The organism is Ornithinimicrobium carbonis (genome assembly GCF_977012275.1).
Map to the genome: position 1 here is coordinate 3,228,451 of NZ_OZ348993.1, position 17,668 is coordinate 3,246,118.

The window sequence follows — 17,668 nt, forward strand, 5'->3', positions numbered from 1 at the left end:
CGCACCCGACCCCCTACCCTGAGGCGTGACCCCAGGCAGCGGCCTGCTGCGCGAGGAGCCACCTCATGACGGACGTGTCGGCACGGACCGCGGAGCTGCGTGTGCTCGGACCGATGGAGTGCACCACGGCCCGGCCGATCAGCCTGGGCGGGCCCAAGCAGCGGCTCGTGCTGGCGCTCCTGCTCGCGCACGCCGACGAGGTGGTCACCGCGCGCACGCTGCTCGACACCCTCTGGGGGGAGCAGGCGCCTGAGGACGCCCGCCACACCCTCCAGGTGTTCGTGTCCCGGCTGCGCGGTGCGCTGCACGCGGTGGGCGGCACGCTGGCGTGGCAGGAGTCCGGCTACGTGCTGACCGCGCCGCCGGAACGCGTGGACGCCCACCGGTTCGAGCGTCTTGTCCGGGAGGCGGCCCGGCCCGACGGACCGGTGGTCGACCCGGCCCGGCAGCGGGTCCTCCTGGGGGAGGCCCTCTCGCTCTGGCGTGGTCGACCCTTCGGCGAGCTCGGGGACCACCCTGCGCTGATGGCCGAGTGCGACCGGCTGACCGAGCTCAGGCTGCGGGCCACCGAGGCCAGGATCGACCTCGACCTGGCCGACGGACGGCACGAGGCGCTCCTTCCCGAGCTGCGCGCGCTGACCGGCGAGCACCCCCTCGCCGAGTCGCTCTGTCTGCGGCTCCTGCTCGCGCTCCACCGCTGCGGCCGCCGCCCGGAGGCCCTGGCCACCTACGACCGGATGCGGCGGACCCTGTCTCAGGAGCTGGGCGTCGACCCCTCCCGCGCCCTGCAGCAGACCCACCTGCTGCTCCTCGACGACGACCCGCGCCTGGACACGCTCGCCCCGGGCCACCTCGAGGGCGTCGGCACCGGGCCGGAGGCCTCGACGAGGGACCGGAGGACCCCCTCGGTGGCCGTGCTGCCCTTCGAGGTGCTCGGCGGGGACCAGGCCGAGCTCCTCGCGGCCGGGCTGCACGCGGAGCTGCTGGTCGAGCTGGCGAAGGTGGAGCGGTTGACGGTCGTCGGGCGGTTCTCGGTCCTCGGGTATGCCGGGACCGTCAGCCCGTTGCCCCGGATCGCGGCCGAGCTCGGTGTCGGGACGGTCGTCACCGGTTCGGTCCGGGTGTCGGGCGACCGCCTCGCGCTGGCGGTGGAGCTGGTGGACGCCGCCGACGGGCGGCACCGGTGGGCGGAGAGCTACGACGTGGCGCTGGCCGCCCCGGACCTGCTCGGGGTCCAGTGCGAGCTGGCGCGGGACCTCTCCGCCGCCCTGTCGCGCCGGTTGGTCGCCGACCTGCCGTCGACCACGTCCAGTCTCGAGGTCTACCGGCTCGTGGCCGAGGGCCGGCTGCACTTCGACCGCAAGACCGAGGACGACTTCGCCCGGGCGACGGAGCTGTTCCGGCGGGCGATCGACCTCGACCCCGACTACCTGCCGGCGTGGCTCGGCCTGGCCGAGGCGCTCGCCCTGACGGCCGACTACGCCTACGGCGACCGGGAGCGGCTCCTGACCGAGGCGGAGTCGGCGGTGGAGCGCTGCCTGACCCTGCGCCCGACGGCCCCCGAGGCCGACGTCGCGCGCGGCCTGATCGCCGAGGCCCGGTTCCACGCGCCCGCCGCACGGGCCGCATACGCCCGGGTCCTGCGCCACGTCCCCGGACACGCCGACGCGCACAGCTGGACGGCCTGGATGGCGCTCACGGTCGGGCGGCCCCGCGAAGCCCTCCCGGCGGCCCGCCGTGCCGTGCAGCTCAACCCCCTCTCGGCCGAGGCGGTCAGCAACCTGGCCCTGGCCCTGCTCGCCGGCGGAGACCCGGCGGCGGCCCACGCCGAGGCACAGCGGGCCGTCGCGCTCTCCCCCGGTTTCACGACCGCGCGCTACTACGCCGGTCTGGCGCTGTACGACCTGGGCAGGTTCGAGGACGCGGTCGAGACCCTCTCCCCGCTGGCCACGACCACCTCGGGGGCCCTGAGCACGGCCTGGGCCGGTCACGGGCCCGACACCGCCCTGGCGCTGAGCCACGTCGCCACCGGGGACGCGCCCGCCGCCCGCACGGTGCTCGCGGCGATCGACCCGCACGAGCACCCCGTGGAGGCGGGGCTGGTCCACCTCGCCCTGGGCGAGGCCCGGGAGGCGGCCGAGGTCCTCGACCGGCCGGTCTCTCCCGGTTACGGCCCGGCCATGCTGTTCCACCTCCACTTCAGCGACGTCTGGCAGCAGCTCGACGGAGACCGCCGGGGACGGCTCGAGGACCGCATCCGGCGGTCGTGGAACGACATGGTGAGCGCGCGTTGAGCGGCTGGTGAGCGCCCGACGGGATGGTGGTGCCTCCACGAGGAGAGGACAGATCCATGAACGCCACCCCGTCCCGCCCCCGGAACGACGCGACGACCCCCCGACGCCTGGCCGCCCTGTCGCTCGGTGCGACCCTGGCGGCGGCGACCGTCGCGGCGCAACCGGTCGCGGCCCACGAGGCCGACCCGTCCTTCAGCGTGCCCGCCCCCGCCTACGACCTGGCTGCCGTACCCAACGGCGACCTGCTCGTGACCACCGGCAGCGACCTCGTGCGGATCGACCCGGACACGGGCACGACCAGCGAGTTCGGCGGCGTCCCGCACCTGGAGGGGACCGCGGTCCAGGGGGTGGCACCGGTGGGTACGGGCACCTCGTTCGTGGCCCGCGGCGCCCTGGACCTCGCCGAAGGCGCAGGGGTGTGGAGAGTCGGACCAGGGGGTGCGCGGCTCGTCGGCGACATCGAGACGTTCGAGCGGACCCACGACCCCGACGGGGCGGTCTGGAAGGACCCGCGGTGCGAGGACTACGGCGGCTTCTCCGAGGGTCCGCAGTCCAACCCCTACAAGCTGGCCAGGCTGTCGGGCGGCGAGGTCGCCCTGGCCGACGCCGCGGGCAACACCGTGCTGAGCGTCCGGGCGAACGGCCGGGTGGAGACCATGGCCGTGCTCACCCCGCCCCTGGACGAGCACGGGGAGCCTCGCGTGCTCTTCTCGCTGGCGGACGGCACGCCGTGCTACGTCCAGCCGGTGGCGACGGCCGTCACCCTCGGACCGGACGGCGCCCTCTACGTGGGTGAGCTGACCGGAGAGGTCAGCCAGGACCCCGCGCTCATGCTGCAGTCCGGGCTCTCCCGCGTCTGGCGGCTCGAGGCGGACGCCCGCGACGTGCAGTGCCCCTCGGCCGAGTGCACCCTCGTGCTGGAGGGGATGACGTCCGTCGTGGACCTCGACTTCTCCCCGGAGGGTGACCTCATGGTCACCGAGCTCGACGAGGCCGGCTGGCTGGCGATGCTCGTGGGCGCGGCGGAGGGCGGGGCCGTCCACCGCTGCGACGTCGCCGCGGGCACGTGCACCGTGGCGGCGGACGGGCTCACGATGCCGAACGCCCTCGCCTATGACCGCGACGGCCAGGCGTGGCTCCTCGATAAGATCCTCTTCGACCCCCGGGTGCGGGCGATCGACCTCGGGTGAGGACCTCGGGTGGGGACCGTGACCCTCACCCGGACCAGGTGACGTGGCCCCGGTTTGCTCGGGGGATCGGGGCCACGTCACCGCCGGGGCTGGACAGGTCGGCCGGCTGGGCACGTCGGCCAGCTGGGCACGTCGGCCGGCTGGGCACGTCGGCCGGCTTTGACGGTGCGCACCAGGGTCTCGTCGTCGTCGCGGTGGGACGCAGGCCGCCCAAGAGCCTCTGGCCCCACCCCGGCGTGTCGCGCACTGTGCACCAGCCGCTGCGGCGTGTCGCGCGCCTGGACCCCGGTGCTGCAGCACGCGACACGCCGCAGCGGGAGCGCCGGCATGTCACCAGCCGCATCCCACCGCGTGCGAGCCGTCGCTGGTCCTGGCCCCGTGGCCCCGTGGCCCCGTGGGGACCGCAGCCCGCCGCCCGCCGCCCGACCCGGCAGACTGGCCGGATGACGTCCTGGTCCAGCAACCCCTCGGCCCGCCGGTGGTCGCTGCCCGACGCCACGGGCGGCGCCCGCGACTTCCACCGCACCCTGCCCGGCTACGCCCCGAGCCCCCTCGTCAACCTGCCGGCCCTGGCCGAGGAGCTGGGCGTGGGCCGGGTGCTGGTCAAGGACGAGTCCTCCCGCCTGGGCCTGCCGGCGTTCAAGATCCTGGGCGCGTCCTGGGCCTGCCGTCAGGTGCTCGACCGGTCCCCCGGCGCCGAGCTGGTCACCGCCACCGACGGCAACCACGGGCGGGCGGTCGCCCGGACGGCCCGGGAGCTGGGCACGACCGCCACGGTCTTCGTCCCCGCCGTCATGCCCGCCAGCACGGCCGCGCTCATCGAGGGCGAGGGGGCGCGGGTGGTACGGGTCGACGGCGACTACGACGACGCGGTCCGGGCGGCGGCGGACCACACGGCGGCACCGGGCCGGGAGCTCGTGCAGGACACCGCCTGGGAGGGATACGAGGACGTGCCGGGCTGGATCGTGGAGGGCTACCGGACGCTGGTCGAGGAGGTCGACGAGCAGCTGGGACGCCGACCCGACCTGGTCGCCGTCCCCGTGGGCGTCGGCTCCCTGGCCCAGGCGGTGGTGTCGCACTACCGGCAGCCCGAACCCGTGGACGACCCGGACGGACCCGCGGACGACCCGGACGGACCCACGGACGACCAGGACGGACCCGTGGACGACCAGGACCGTCCCGCCGCCCCGCACCCGACCCGGGTCCTGGCCGTCGAGCCTGCGACCGCAGCCTGCCTGCTCACCAGCCTGCGCGCGGGCTCACCCACCTCGGTCCCCACGGCCGGCACCGTCATGGCCGGGATGAACTGCGGCACCGTCTCCGCCCTCGCCTGGCCGGTCCTGCACGACGGGTGCGACGCCGCGGTCGACGTCACCGACGAACAGGCCCTGACCGCCTCCCTCGACCTCCAGGAGCTCGGCGTCTCCTCGGGCCCCTGCGGCGCAGCCACGCTGGCCGGCGTCCGCGCCGCGCTCGGCAACCTCACACGACGGGCCGACCTGGACCTCCCGGCGGACGCCGTCGTCGTCCTGCTCAGCACGGAAGGGGTCGATGCGGCATGACCGACGTGATCACGCCCTTCGACGTCGAACGCGCACTCGGCGGGCAGCTGCGCGACTGGCGCCATCACCTGCACCGGCACCCGGAGACCGCGTTCGAAGAGCACGCCACGGCCGACGTCCTCGCCACGACCCTCGAGAACCTCGGGTATGCCGTCGCCCGCGGCGTCGGGGGCACCGGCCTGGTCGCCTCGCTCACCCGGGGCGACGCGGCGAACCGGAACAGCGCCCCCGCCTTCCCCGCCGGTGACGAACCGGAGCCCGAGCGGCCACGGGCGGTCGGCCTGCGCGCCGACATGGATGCGCTGCCCATCCAGGAGGTCGAGGGCCGTGAGCACGGGTCGACCAACCCCGGGGCCATGCACGCCTGCGGCCACGACGGGCACATGGCGATGGCCCTGGGCGCCGCCGCGGTGCTGGCCGAGGAGGGCGGCTTCGAGGGAACGGTCCGGCTCGTCCTCCAGCCGGCCGAGGAGCCCGGCCGCGGCGCGCAGGCGATGCTCGACGACGGTCTGCTGCAGCGGTTCCCGCTCGACGTGCTCTACGGTCTGCACAACCTGCCCGGCATCCCGGCGGGGCACCTGCACGTGCGCCCGGGCAGCATCATGGCCAGCGAGGACAACTTCACGATCACCGTCCACGGCCGCGGCGGGCACGCCGCCCGTCCGGAGGCGGTCGTCGACCCGCTCGTGGCCGGCGCCGAGATCGTGCTGGCGCTGCAGACGGTCGTCGCCCGCAACGTCGAGCCCCTGCGCCCGGCCGTCCTGTCCTGCACCGGGTTCGAGACCGACGGTGCGCGCAACGCCATACCCTCCACGGTCCGGATCACCGGGGACACCCGCAGCTTCGACCCGCGGGTCCAGGCGCTGCTGGAGGAACGGATCCGGGCGGTCGCGACCGGGGTCGCGTCCGCGCACGGCGCCAGGGCGGAGGTGACCTACACCCACGAGTTCGCCCCGACGGTCAACGACCCGCAGGTCACCGCCCGGGCGGTCGCGGCCGCGGTCGCCGCGCTCGGCGAGGGCCGGGTCGTCGCCGACTGCGACCCGGTCATGCCGAGCGAGGACTTCGGGGTGCTCGCCCGGCACGTCCCGGCGTGCTTCGCGCTGCTGGGCAACGGCACCGGGCCCGGCCGCGGCGGGACGCCCCTGCACAGCGCCGACTACGACCTGAACGACGAGATCCTTCCCGCCGGGGTGGCGTTCCTCGTCCAGGCGGTCCGGGCCGAGCTGCCGCCGACCTGATCCTCCTCCCCGCCCCACCGGTGAGGCGCGGCCGGGCGTCAGTACAGGAACATCGGCTTCCCGCGCACGTGCCGCACCATCGGCCGGTAGTTCGCCGTGTCGTAGAGCTCGCCCACGTCGACCCGCTTGACGCCCTCCCCGGTCACCGAGATCGGCACGCTGCTGTAGCTGCCGTTGCGCAGCGCCACCATCCGCCCGGTCGACCCGTCCAGCGCCAGGTCGGCGGCCATGACGGCGTAGTTCGTGGCGACCATGAGGTCCAGCGAGTCCGGGCTGCCCGACCGCATGAGGTAGCCGACCTGCTGGTAGATGATCCCCTCCCCCGTGCGCTCCTTGATCAGCTCGCCGGTCACCTGCCCGATGCCGCCCAGCTTGCGGTGGCCGTAGGCGTCGGCCTCCCCCGAGAGCATCATGTCGCCGCCGCGGACGGTGGCCCCCTCGGAGATCGTCACCATCGCGTAGTTCGACGGGTTCGCCGCCTTGTCCGCCATCAGCAGCTCGCAGACCCGGTCGATGTCGAAGGGCACCTCCGGGATCAGGGCACGGTCCACCCCGGCGAGGTATGCCGTGATCAGCGAGGTCTCCCCGGAGTAGCGCCCGAACAGCTCGACCACCGCGATCCGCTCGTGCGACCCGGTCGAGGTGCGCAGGTTGTGGATGAACTGCACGCCCCGCGTCACGGCCGTGGAGAAGCCGATGCAGTAGTCGGTGCCGTTGACGTCGTTGTCCATCGTCTTGGGGATGGCGATCGTCGGCACGCCCTCCTGGTGCATCCGCAGCCCGTAGGACAGGGTGTCGTCGCCCCCGATCGGGATGAGCACGTCGATGCCGGCGGCCTCGATCACCCGCAGCACGTGCGGTGTGAGGTCGTGCGGGCCGGCACCCTCGACCGAGTCGGCCAGGAAGTCCGGCACGTCGCCGGTCTTCACCTTCCCGGGGTTGGTCCGCGAGCTGTGCAGGAACGTCCCACCGGTGCGGTCGACGGTGCGCACGCCCACCGGGTCGAGGTCCAGGAGGTGCTCGGCCACCGACGACGGGTCGTCCAGGTCGGTGCTCAGCAGACCGCCCCACCCCCGCCGGATGCCGGTCACCTGGTGGCCCTGCTCGTGGACCCGGTTGACCACGGCCTTGATGCAGGGGTTGAGCCCCGGGACGTCTCCGCCGCCGGTGAGGATGCCGATGCGCACGTGCTTCTCCTGCCGCTCTGGCCGGAGCAGCTGCGCCCCGGCCGTCGTGTTGGTGCGCGTCAGGCTAACGGAGGCACGCCCCCCGGCGCTCGACCCGCCGCCGCGCCGCCTGCGCGACTAGGGTCGCTGCATACCCTGCACCACCCCGCAACCACCCACTGCACCACGCAACGACGGGAGCACCCCATGGTCTGGCACGACGTCGTCGTCGTCGGCGGAGGCAACGCCGGCATCTCCCTGGCCGCCCGGCTGCGGCGGATCGGCGCCCGTGACGTCGCGATCGTCACGCCCGACCGCCCGCACCGCTACCGGCCGATGCTCAACTACGTCGCCGGCGGGCAGGCGTCGATGAGCGAGCTGACCCGCGAGGCCGCCGACGTCGCGCCCGACGGGTGCACCTGGCTGCGCTCCCGCGCCGTCGCGGTCCACCCGGAGCAGCGCGAGCTGGAGCTGGAGGGCGGCGAACGGGTCGGCTACGGCGACCTCGTGCTGGCCCCCGGGCTCACCGAGGACCTGGAGGGCATGCCCGGTCTGGCGGCGGCGATGGAGGCGGGGTGGTCCACCACCGCGCACCTGGAGACGCAGGCCGAGCGCACCTGGACCGCGATCAGGGGTATGACGCGGGGCCGGGTGGTCTTCACCATCCCTCCGGAGCCCTCCCCCTGCGGGGGCACGGCGCTCAAGCCCCTGTTCCTGGCCGTGGACCACTGGCGCGAGCAGGGGGTCCTGGCGGGGATCGACGTGCACCTGGTCACGCCGTACTCCTCGGTGCTGGACCTACCGTTCGCCGACCGCCGGCTGGAGCCGCGCCTGGCCGAGGCGGGCGTGAGCGTGCACCACGGGTCCACGGTCGCGGCCGTCGACCACCAGGCCCGCACCGTCACCCTCGCCGGAGCCGCCAGCGGGGTGCTGCTCGACGAGGTCGACCACGCGTTCGTGGTGCCCCACTACCGCGGGCCGGAGTGGCTGGCGCCGCTGGCGGGCGGGACCGCCGGGCAGGTGGACGTCGACCCGGGGACGATGGCCCACCGCACGGCGCCGCGGGTGTGGAGCCTCGGCGACGTCGCGGCGCTGGGCACCCGGCCCTCGGGCGGGGCGCTGCGCCGCCAGGTCGAGATCCTCGCCGACAACATCCGCGCCGCCCGGCTGGACGAGCCGCTGAAGGACTACGACGGCTACACGATCGTCCCGATCACCGTCGACCGCCGGCACCTGTTCCTCGCGGAGTTCGACCGGACCGGCGCCCAGCAGCAGACGACGGGCCTGGTCGACCTGACGGTGCCGCGCCGCTGGTTGTGGGCGTTCGACCGGTATGTCGAGCCGATGATCTACTTCCGGTCGCTGCTCAAGGGGCGGCTGATCCCCTGAGTCCGGCCTCGCGTAGAGGCGGCTGCAGAGACCCGTGCTGCCCTCCCTCCTGGAGGTCATGAACCGGGCGGCCCTCCGGTTCTCCGGGCGCCACCTGCGGACCCGTCCGGGCCGCGGACGGACGGGAGCTGAGGCTCAGAGGCTCTCGGCGACCGACCGCAGGTACTGCACCAGCGCCCGGGGCGCGGACCGCGGTGCCGCCTGCTCGACCACGGCGTTGTAGTTGGTGTTGGTGTTGACGTCGTAGGTCAGGATGCGGCCGTCGACGGACTCGATGAACTCGATGCCGCAGACCTCGATGCCGTTGGTGCGGGCGAACGCCAGGTACTTCTCGATGATCGGGTGGTCGAAGCCCTCCCGCAGGGAGAAGAGCTGCTGGCCGATCTCCGGTGCCAGCGTCGCACCGGGCGGCATGATCGGCTGACCGGTCGCCGGGTCGACCGCGCAGGCGTCGGCCGGGCACAGCTGGAAGCCGCCGCGCGCGGTGTCGGCCTCGATGGCGTAGATGAACTCCCCGCCGACGATCTCGACCCGGGTGATGCTCGGGCGGGCGGGCACGACATACTCCTGGATCAGGGTGATGCCGTCCTGCGGCTCCTCGAACTCCTCGGAGTGCACGTAGTCCGCCAGCTCGGCGTGGTCCTCGAACTTGCGCACGCCGAGCCCCTTGCCGCCCTGGTTGTGCTTGGTGACGAAGGGCGCGGGCACCGCCGCGGCCGCCTGGACCACGTGCTGGCGGCCGATCGCGGCCACGGTGCGCGGGGTCTCGATGCCGGCGGCCCGGAGGCGGGCGAGCTGGTCGACCTTGCTCATCTCCAGCTCGAGCACCTGGCGCCCGTTCACGGTGCGCCGACCGTGGGACTCCAGCCAGGACAGCACGGCCCGGGTGTAGTCCTTGGACAGGTGGTGCTCCCGGGTGTGCGCCGAGGCGCTGATCCGCGACCAGAAGACACCCTCGGGCGGCGTGGAGTCCAGGTCCAGGACCCCGTCGGTGAGAAGCCACTCCTCGACGTGGACGCCCTCGGCGGCGAACGCCTCGGCGAAGGGCGGGAACCACTCGGGGTTCTCGTGCAGGGCGTAGATCGTGGGGGTCGTCATGGTGATCAGCTGTCCTTTCAAAGGAAGATGCCGTGGCCCGGGCCCATGGGCAGGTCCAGGAAGAAGGAGACGGTCAGCACGGAGGCCCGGGCCAGCCGGAGACGATGGAGAAGGGCAGCCCCGGGCGAGGCAGCCGTCTCCTCGGTCAGGTGGACCGGTAGGCACGGCTCGGCAGTCCTCGATCCATGACACGTCACCTTAGGTAAAGAGTAGGTGATGTTATGCATCGATGAGGTCGGTGTTACCTCACCCCCGCATTCCCGACCCGGCGAAGTACTACGATGGGGCGTAGTGAGGAAGTGACGCCACGTGCGCGTGTCCACCCGGCCCCAGAGCCCGCCCTCCCCCGTGCCGGTCGATCGAGCAGCCCGGTCCGGCGCACGGGTCGCGCTCGCCACGGGGGCCCTGACCCTGATCACCTTCGCCCTTGCCCTGACGGCGCTGCCGGACCGGGTGCCCTACCCGTTCACCGACGAGGTGATCGCCGCACAGTGGCCCGGGGACTACCTCTGGATGTACCCCGCCATGGTGCTGATGGTGCTCTTCGTCGCCCTGGTCGCCACCGTCCACGAGCGCACGGCCCCGGAACGGAGGGTCCACAGCCTCCTCGCGGTCGCGCTGGCGGCGATCGCCGCCGGCGTCCTGCTGGTCGACTACTGGGTGCAGGTGACCGTGCTGCCCGTGAGCCTGGCCAAGGGTCAGCTGGACGGATGGTCGATGCTCACGCAGTACAACCCCAACGGGGTCTTTCTCGCCCTGGAGGAGCTGGGCTACGTGCTGATGAGCCTGGCACTGCTCAGCCTCGTGCCCGCCCTGCCGACCGGGACCCGTCCCGCTCGCGTCCTGCGCCGGCTGTTCGTCGGGAGCGCGGTGGCCGTGGCCGTCTCCTTCGCCGTGGTCACCGCCCTCGAGGGGCCGGACCGGGGCGACACCTTCGAGATCCTCGTCATCTCGCTCGTGTGGCTGACCCTGCTCGTCGCCTCCCCCCTCCTCGCCCTCGTCCTGCGATCCCCGAAGGAGCACGCATGACCACCTCCGCCCCCCGCTCGGTCCCTCTCTGGTCCCTCCTCGTCGCCGTCCTCGTGCTCGTCTCCAGCGTCACGGGCCTGACCGACCCCGACGTGTACGCGCAGGAGACCCTCAACTGGGCCACCCAGGCCAAGGGGCAGGACGTGGGCAACCTCCTGGCCGTCGCCGTCCTGCTCGTCTCGGCCGACCGCTGGCGCCGCGGGTCGTCCCGTGCGGGCCTGGTCTGGCTCGGCACCTGCTCTACCTCGTCTACGCCTTCGTCGTGTATGCCGTGGCCGTGCACCTCAACGACCTCTTCCTGGTCTACGTCGCCGTCCTCGGCCTCAGCGCCTGGGCGCTCGTCTTCCACCACGGCCCGCTGCGCCGGGCCGACCTCACCTTCCCGGCAGGCCGGGTGCGCCGCACGGCTGCAGCAGTGAGCATCGGCGTCGGTGTGCTCTTCGGCGGCCTGTGGCTGGGCGAGCTGGTCCCGGCGCTCCTCGCGGGCGAGGTGCCGGCGAGCATCGTCGAGGCGGGCCTGTGGGTCAACCCGATCCACGTCGTCGACCTGTCGATGGTGCTGCCGGCCTTCGTCCTCACCGGCGTGGCGGCCTGGCGCGGCCGGGCGTGGGGCCTGCTCTGGCTGGGCCCCTGGCTGGTCTTCTCGGCCCTGATGGGAACGAGCATCGTGGCCGCCATGCTGCTGATGGCCGCAGGCGGGCAGACCGGCACGCTGCCAGCCACCGTTCTGGTCTCGGTGGTGACGCTCTTCAGCCTCGCGACCTCCGTCGCCTACCTGGCGGGGTCGGACGAACCCCTGCCAGGGTCGCCTCACACCTCCGAGTCGAGCAGCTCCTTGAGGTTCGCGTCGACCTCGCCCAGGTAGGACTCCTCGAACCCGAACAGCCCGAAGTGCCCGGCGATCGAGTGCAGCGTGCGCAGCTCGCTGCCCGCCACCATCGCCTGCTCCCGCTCGCAGTCGCGGGGCGGGAAGAACATGTCCTCGTCGATCGGCATGACGAAGGTCTTCGCGCTGATCCGGCCGAGGGCCGCGGCCAGGTCGCCGTCGCTGTTGCGCGCGACGTCGCCTCGCTGCCACTTCCACGCCATGGACAGCAGCGCGTTCGGGTCCATCGCCGCGAACGTTGGCCGTAGGAAGCGGTCCCGGAACTCCTCGAAGGTGTCCCAGGTGACGTCCGGCAGCTCCACGGTGCGCCAGAACTCCGACCGCCAGAACTCGGTGGACAGGCCCATCACGGCCCAGATGTCGGCGTGCCGGCGCAGCCCCTCGCCGACGTCGGCGACGGCGGCATACTCCCCGCCGTTCCATCCCGGGTCCGAGGTGATGGCGTCCATGAGCGTCTGGGTGAACAGGAAGTCGTGCGGGGTGTTCTGCGCGGTCCCGGCGATCATCGCGGCCCGCTGCACCTTCTCCGGGAAGCGCACCGCCCACTCCCAGGTCTGCTGCGCGCCCATCGACCCGCCGACCACGAGCGCCAGCTGCTCGATGCCGAAGACCTCACGCAGCAGCTGCTCCTGGGCCCGCACGTCGTCGCCGATCCGCACGTGCGGGAAGGAGGACATGGCGATCTCGCCGTCGGTGTTGTGCGGGGAGGTCGACAGGCCGTTGCCGATCTGGTTGACGACGACGATGAAGTACCTCGAGGGGTCCAGCGCCCGCCCCTCGCCGATGTAGGCCAGCTCCCACGTCTGGTGGGTGCCGGAGAACCAGGTGGGGATGAGGATCGCGTTGTCCTTGGCCTCGTCGAGCTCGCCGTAGGTCGCGACCGCCAGCTGCAGGTCGGGGATGACCCCGCCCTCCTCCAGCTCGAACCGGCCGATCGAGCGGAGCTCGTAGGCTCCCTGCACCTCGGGGCTGTAGAACGGGTTCTCCAACGTCATCTCTGTCTCCTCGTCGAGCAGGGTCGGGGTGCGGCGAGCCTACCCAGGGGTCGGTGTCGACGGGCGCTCCCCCACCCGTGGACGGGTCTGCTGGATGGGGATCGTTGAGAGACCTCGTGGCCGAGGGCTGCCGGTCGTCGTGGTCACGCTCGACATCAGCCGTTCACCGGTCGACGATCACCCCGTAGTAGTCGCGGTCCAGCACCATCGCCGAGTAGTAGAACCGCCGGTCGACCTCGTCGGAGACCGCCTGCCGGTAGCCCTCCGGCACCTCCACCCCCTCGGCGGGCGTGAACTCCTGGGCCACCGCGTCATACCTCCCCTTGTCGGTGAGGAAGCTCCGGTCGCTGAAGATCACCAGCGGCTCGGCGTCGGAGAAGACGTCCCGGCCCATGAGCAGTCGCGAGTCGAACTCCAGGCCCATGAGGTTAGACACCGTCGGGATGATGTCCATGCTGGAGACCGGCTCGTCGACCGTCTCGGGCTCCATCCCCTCGGCGTGGACGACGAGGCCGTTGCGGTAGAGCTCGACGTCGTCCACCTCCTGCCCCGCCAGCTCCTCGATCTGCCCCCGCGTCAGCCCGTAGGGGTAGTGGTCCGAGCTCAGCACGATGAGCGTCCGGTCGGCGACGCCGGCCTCCTCCAGCTCCTCCAGCAGCAGCTCCAGCGCCCGGTCCAGCTCGATCTGCGTCGCCAGGTAGGCCCTGCCCGCCTCGGAGTAGGGCAGGTCCTCGACGAGCTCACGGTTCTTCGCGGCGATGAAGTTGCCGCCGAAGTTGTACTGCAGGTGTCCGCTGACGGTCATGTAGTAGGCGTGGAAGGGCTCCTGCTCGAGCACCTCGGCCGCGGTCAGCTCGATCATCTCCACGTCCGACTCCGGCCAGGTGGGGGTCACGTCCAGCCCGCTGCCCAGTCCCTTGTAGTCGTAACCGAGGTTCGGGTGCGACACGTCCCGCCGGTAGTAGTCGTAGGTGTGGTTGTGGTAGGCGAAGGTCGCGTAGCCCAGGCGGCCCAGCTGGTTGCCCATCGCGAACGGCATCGCGTTGTCGCCGGACTGGTACATGCTCCAGACCCCGCTCTTCGGGATGAGCCCGGTGGTGGCCACGTACTCCCCGTCCGAGGTGCTCACGCCCCACAGGGGGGTGTAGAAGTCGGTGAACCGGAACCCCTCCTGCGTCAGCTTGTGCAGCGTGGGCGTGACCTCGGGGTCGACGGCGAGGTGGGAGAAGCCCTCGGCGGTGACGAACACGAGGTTGTAGCCCTCGAACCGGCCGGTGTGCTCGTTCTGGGCGGTCGGTTCCCGCGCGGCGAAGTACTCGTGCAGGGCGCGCAGCTCCTCGTCGTCCTCCTCGGCGGCGAGCCGCTCGAGGTCGATGTCCAGCACGTTGTGCTCGACCACCGCCTCCCGGGTGGGCTCCGCCCGGCCACCCGCGGTCTGCCTGGCCCCTTCCGCGGAAGGCTGCTCGGTGCCGGCCCCGTCGGGGGTATGCCGTGGGGGCGCCACCGCGGCAGGAGGCGGCTCCTCCCCACCGAGGCCGAGCAGGTTGCGCTGCAGGTCGACCCGCATGGTGGTCACCAGGCCGAGCCGGTTGACCGCCGTGACCGGGTGCTGGTCGCGGTAGTACATGTCGTAAGCGCTGTTCTGCCCCCGGTCGCCGAGGTTGATCCCGGCCAGGGCCACGCCGACGGCCAGGGCCAGCAGTCCCACTGTCACGGCCTGCTGCCGCCAGGAGGCACGCGGGCGGGCGCCCGCCCGCCACCGCGACGCGAGGAAGATCACGAGCGGGACGGACAGTGCCAGCAGCCACCAGACGTTCTCACCGACCTTGCCCGCGATGTCGGCCGCGAACTCGGCCACCTGTCCGGCGTTGGTGGCGGAGAAGACGGTGTAGAAGGTGCCGAAGATGTCGTAGTAGATCAGCTGCGACATGAACAGCAGCGTGAGGAACGCCAGGGCGAGCCCCACCACCGCGTCGCGGGCCCGCCCGGGCAGCAGGCCGGCCACCAGCGAGATCACCAGGGCTGCGACCCCGGCGAAGACCGCGGCCCAGACGAGCCCGACGGTCAGGAAGGGCGCCTCGGTCCGAGCTCGCAGGACCAGCTCGAGGAAGAGGACCGCGACCAGGAGGAACCGCACGAGGGCGAGCGGCCTCACGCCGGCACCCCGACCGGGGCGCCGACGAGCTGTCACGGGCGGCGTCGATCCACCACCCGGCGTCGTCGCCGGTCCCATCCGTCCACGGTATGCGTCATGCGCCGCCTCCTCGTCGCCATCGCGGTGGTGTGTCGTGCCAAGGCACACCTGGGGCGTCGCGAAGGAGCTGGTGCACGCTCAGCCGGAGCGGGTGCACGCGCTCAGCCGGAACTGGTGACCGGGCCCTCCCGGACCAACGCGTCGACCTGGTGCTCCCACCGCTCCTCCGTGGGAGAGACCGAACGGACGAGCCAGGTCGCTCCGGCGTCGGCGTACTCCTGCACGGGCACGCCCGACGCGGGGTCCACCACGACGTCCCAGCCCGGGCTGGCCCCGGTGCCGTCCAGGGCCAGGTAGTCGGCCAGCTGCGCCGGGGTGAGGTGGTCGTCGCGACCGATCGGCACGATCCCGTCCCAGCGACGGGCCCGGGCCAGGGGCCGGCGGTGGGGCGCCACCCCGGCGACCCAGATCGGCGGCCGGGGCTGCTGCACCGGGCGTGGGTGCAGGTCGGCCCTGACGCGGTAGTGGTCGCCGTCGACGTCCGTGGGGCCGCGCAGCAGCTGGTCGACGACGTCGAGCGCCTCGTCCAGCATCGCGGCGCGTAGGCGCGGGTCGGACTCCTCCCCCAGGTCGGCGAAGTCCCGGTCCGGCGGCTCCCCGAGGCCGACCCCGAGCACCGCCCGGCCGTCGCTGAGCCGGTCCACCGTCGTGAGCTGCTTCGCGACGGCATAGGGGCGTCGGCGCGACAGCGGGGTGACCAGGGTGCCCAGGCGGACCGTCGCCGTCACGGACGCCAGCGCCCCGAGCATGACCCACGGGTCCAGCGGGGCCGCCCCGGGCCGCCACTGCACGTGGTCCCACAGGAACACGCCGTCCCAGCCGCTGACCTCGGCCTCCCGGGCCCAGCCAACGACCCGGGCAGGATCGGTGAACGGGGGGATGTTGATGCCGAACCTCATGACCCCAGGCTAGACACGCGAGAGTCCGGGGCGCCGCATACGGACCTGTCGTCCACCCAGACTCACCGGGCATGCCCGGGGCATGCCCGAGGGCCGGCGGTTCGGGAGGCACCCGGGCACGGCTGCGCCCGGCGGTGGGGGATGAGACCGGGCACGGCCGCGACCCGCTGTTCGGGGATGAGATGGGGCATGGGTGTGGCCCGGCCGGTGGTGGGCCGGGTGCGGGGCGGGGTCATCTCAGGTGCCAGGTGGTGCCGTGGGCGGTGATGGTGGCGGTGAGCCCCTTGTCGTGGACCCAGGTGTGGTGGCGTGGGCAGAGGAGGGCGTAGTTGGACAGGTCCGAGCGGCCACCTCGGGCCCAGGGCACGATGTGGTGGGCCTCGCACCAGGTCGCCGGGACGGTGCACCCGGGGATGGTGCAGCCGCGGTCGCGCACGGCCAGGCGCAGGCGCTGCCCGGGGGTGACCAGGCGCTTGCGGCGGCCCTGGTCCAGCACCTCACCCTCGCTGCCCAGGACCATCGGGACCAGGTCGGCCTCGCACGCCAGCCGGCGCACCGACTCCGCGGCGACCAGGTCGCCCTCCAGGGTGGCGCCGCACCCGGGCACGAGCCCACCGGTGTCGGCCAGGTCGGCGCGCAGGGTGTCCAGGTCCATGGTCACCACCACGGTGGCCTTGGGCGTGGTGGGCTCACCTCTGGTGCCGGCCACACCGCGGCGCAGCACCGTCATCAGCGCGTCGTACCGCCGTTGCCCGGGGGTGCGGGTGTCCTGCTGGCCGGTGGCCTCGACCTCCTCGGCGGTGGCCGGCGCGGCCAGGGGTGACCTCAGGATCGCGCGGACGGCCTGGTAGTCGCCGTCCTGCCCGAAGGTCATGATGATCCGCTGCACGGATCCGTCGGCCAGGGACGACTCGTGCACGTCGCGCAGCTGGTGCTGGGCCCGGCGCCGCTCCTCGTGCTCCTTCTCCGGCAGGCACGCGGCCAGCAACCGGCCGCTCACCCGGGCGACGTCCCCCTCCTCGAACACCGGGTTGCACCCGGCGTCGGCCAGCAGCCCCACCGCCTGCTCGTAGTCCTGCGGGGACAGCGCCCCCCGGATCCGGGCCAGCGCCCGGTGCAGGCTGGCCGCCCGGGCCAGCGGCATGCCGCCGGACAGCACCCCCTCCAGCAGGGGTGCGTGCACCCCCTCCTGCCCGGCCCGGGCCAGGCGCACCAGGTCGTGCAGCACACCCCGGGGCACCTCCGGGCAGCGGGCGCGCAACCAGTCGGTCAGGGTCATCCCGGCCGCGGTGGGCAGCCCCCGGCCGGCGGCCTCCACCGCCAGCCGCACCCGAGCCCGCTCCACCGCCCCCGCCACCACCGACACCGCACCCAGGGCCGCGTCCAGCTCGACGTCCTGCACCAGCGCCACGTCCTGAGCCGCCAGGTCGGCCAGGGTGGCCTCCCGGCCCGCCTCCCGCAGACACCCCACCACCCGCTCCCCCGGCAACCGCGCAGCGGGCAGCCGACCCTCCCCGACCAGCGCCCCCGCCGAGGTCCGCAGCACCTCCCCACCCCAGGACTCCCTCATAGGACAAACGTACGAGACGGGTCCGACACACCTGCCGTCTCCTTTGTCATCTCGCAGGGCCAGACACCTGCCGTCTCCTCCCCGGGCGACAGCAC

At 73.1% G+C, this 17,668-nt stretch carries 13 protein-coding genes; 7 read left to right on the forward strand and 6 right to left on the reverse strand.

Annotated features, from left to right (window positions below):
* Positions 1-65: 65 nt before the first annotated feature.
* The 4 genes from ACWHYA_RS14860 to ACWHYA_RS14875 all read left to right on the forward strand — a co-directional run bounded on the left by ACWHYA_RS14860 (position 66) and on the right by ACWHYA_RS14875 (position 6,287).
* A complete protein-coding gene (locus ACWHYA_RS14860) occupies positions 66-2,294 on the forward strand; it encodes a BTAD domain-containing putative transcriptional regulator (protein ID WP_425942837.1) in 2,229 nt (742 codons plus the stop codon).
* Positions 2,295-2,350: 56 nt separating this feature from the next.
* Complete coding sequence (locus tag ACWHYA_RS14865) at positions 2,351-3,484, forward strand: ScyD/ScyE family protein (protein ID WP_425942838.1); 1,134 nt, start codon at positions 2,351-2,353, stop codon at positions 3,482-3,484.
* 443 nt (positions 3,485-3,927) lie between these two features.
* Positions 3,928-5,046, forward strand: coding sequence for a pyridoxal-phosphate dependent enzyme (locus tag ACWHYA_RS14870; protein ID WP_425942839.1), 1,119 nt, complete (start codon positions 3,928-3,930; stop codon positions 5,044-5,046).
* Entirely contained in the window at positions 5,043-6,287 is a 1,245-nt protein-coding gene (locus ACWHYA_RS14875) for an amidohydrolase (RefSeq protein ID WP_425942840.1), read from the forward strand. The genes ACWHYA_RS14870 and ACWHYA_RS14875 overlap by 4 nt, the downstream gene beginning before the upstream one ends.
* Before the next feature lie 38 nt (positions 6,288-6,325).
* Here the strand turns inward: ACWHYA_RS14875 and ACWHYA_RS14880 are convergent, their stop codons facing one another.
* Positions 6,326-7,474, reverse strand: a complete 1,149-nt coding sequence (locus ACWHYA_RS14880) for a 6-phosphofructokinase (protein ID WP_425942841.1) — start codon at positions 7,472-7,474, stop codon at positions 6,326-6,328.
* A gap of 186 nt (positions 7,475-7,660) precedes the next feature.
* On the opposite strand from ACWHYA_RS14880, the gene ACWHYA_RS14885 reads away from it, so the two are divergent.
* On the forward strand, positions 7,661-8,842 hold the full coding sequence (locus tag ACWHYA_RS14885) for an FAD-dependent oxidoreductase (protein ID WP_425942842.1): 1,182 nt from the start codon (positions 7,661-7,663) through the stop codon (positions 8,840-8,842).
* Positions 8,843-8,977: 135 nt separating this feature from the next.
* On the opposite strand, the gene ACWHYA_RS14890 is transcribed toward ACWHYA_RS14885, so the two are convergent.
* Complete coding sequence (locus ACWHYA_RS14890) at positions 8,978-9,940, reverse strand: ATP-grasp domain-containing protein (RefSeq protein ID WP_425942843.1); 963 nt, start codon at positions 9,938-9,940, stop codon at positions 8,978-8,980.
* Between the two features lie 309 nt (positions 9,941-10,249).
* Here ACWHYA_RS14890 and ACWHYA_RS14895 point away from each other — a divergent pair, with 309 nt between their 5' ends.
* The gene (locus ACWHYA_RS14895) at positions 10,250-10,969 is read left to right on the forward strand and encodes a hypothetical protein (protein WP_425942844.1); all 720 of its coding nucleotides are present in this window, start codon (positions 10,250-10,252) and stop codon (positions 10,967-10,969) included.
* Positions 10,970-11,231: 262 nt separating this feature from the next.
* The gene (locus tag ACWHYA_RS14900) at positions 11,232-11,834 is read left to right on the forward strand and encodes a hypothetical protein (RefSeq protein ID WP_425942845.1); all 603 of its coding nucleotides are present in this window, start codon (positions 11,232-11,234) and stop codon (positions 11,832-11,834) included.
* On the opposite strand, the gene ACWHYA_RS14905 is transcribed toward ACWHYA_RS14900, so the two are convergent.
* The 4 genes from ACWHYA_RS14905 to ACWHYA_RS14920 all read right to left on the reverse strand — a co-directional run bounded on the left by ACWHYA_RS14905 (position 11,780) and on the right by ACWHYA_RS14920 (position 17,573).
* Positions 11,780-12,850 (reverse strand): alpha/beta fold hydrolase, encoded by a 1,071-nt coding sequence (locus ACWHYA_RS14905; RefSeq protein ID WP_425942846.1) that lies wholly within the window; start codon positions 12,848-12,850, stop codon positions 11,780-11,782. The two genes, ACWHYA_RS14900 and ACWHYA_RS14905, sit on opposite strands and share 55 nt — an antisense overlap.
* Positions 12,851-13,013: 163 nt before the next feature.
* The gene (locus ACWHYA_RS14910; RefSeq protein WP_425942847.1) at positions 13,014-15,005 is read right to left on the reverse strand and encodes an LTA synthase family protein; all 1,992 of its coding nucleotides are present in this window, start codon (positions 15,003-15,005) and stop codon (positions 13,014-13,016) included.
* Positions 15,006-15,205: 200 nt separating this feature from the next.
* A complete protein-coding gene (locus ACWHYA_RS14915; RefSeq protein ID WP_425942848.1) occupies positions 15,206-16,003 on the reverse strand; it encodes an LLM class flavin-dependent oxidoreductase in 798 nt (265 codons plus the stop codon).
* Between the two features lie 232 nt (positions 16,004-16,235).
* Positions 16,236-17,573: an HNH endonuclease signature motif containing protein gene (locus tag ACWHYA_RS14920; protein WP_431473750.1), complete on the reverse strand. Its 1,338-nt coding sequence runs from the start codon at positions 17,571-17,573 to the stop codon at positions 16,236-16,238.
* Positions 17,574-17,668 lie beyond the last annotated feature (95 nt).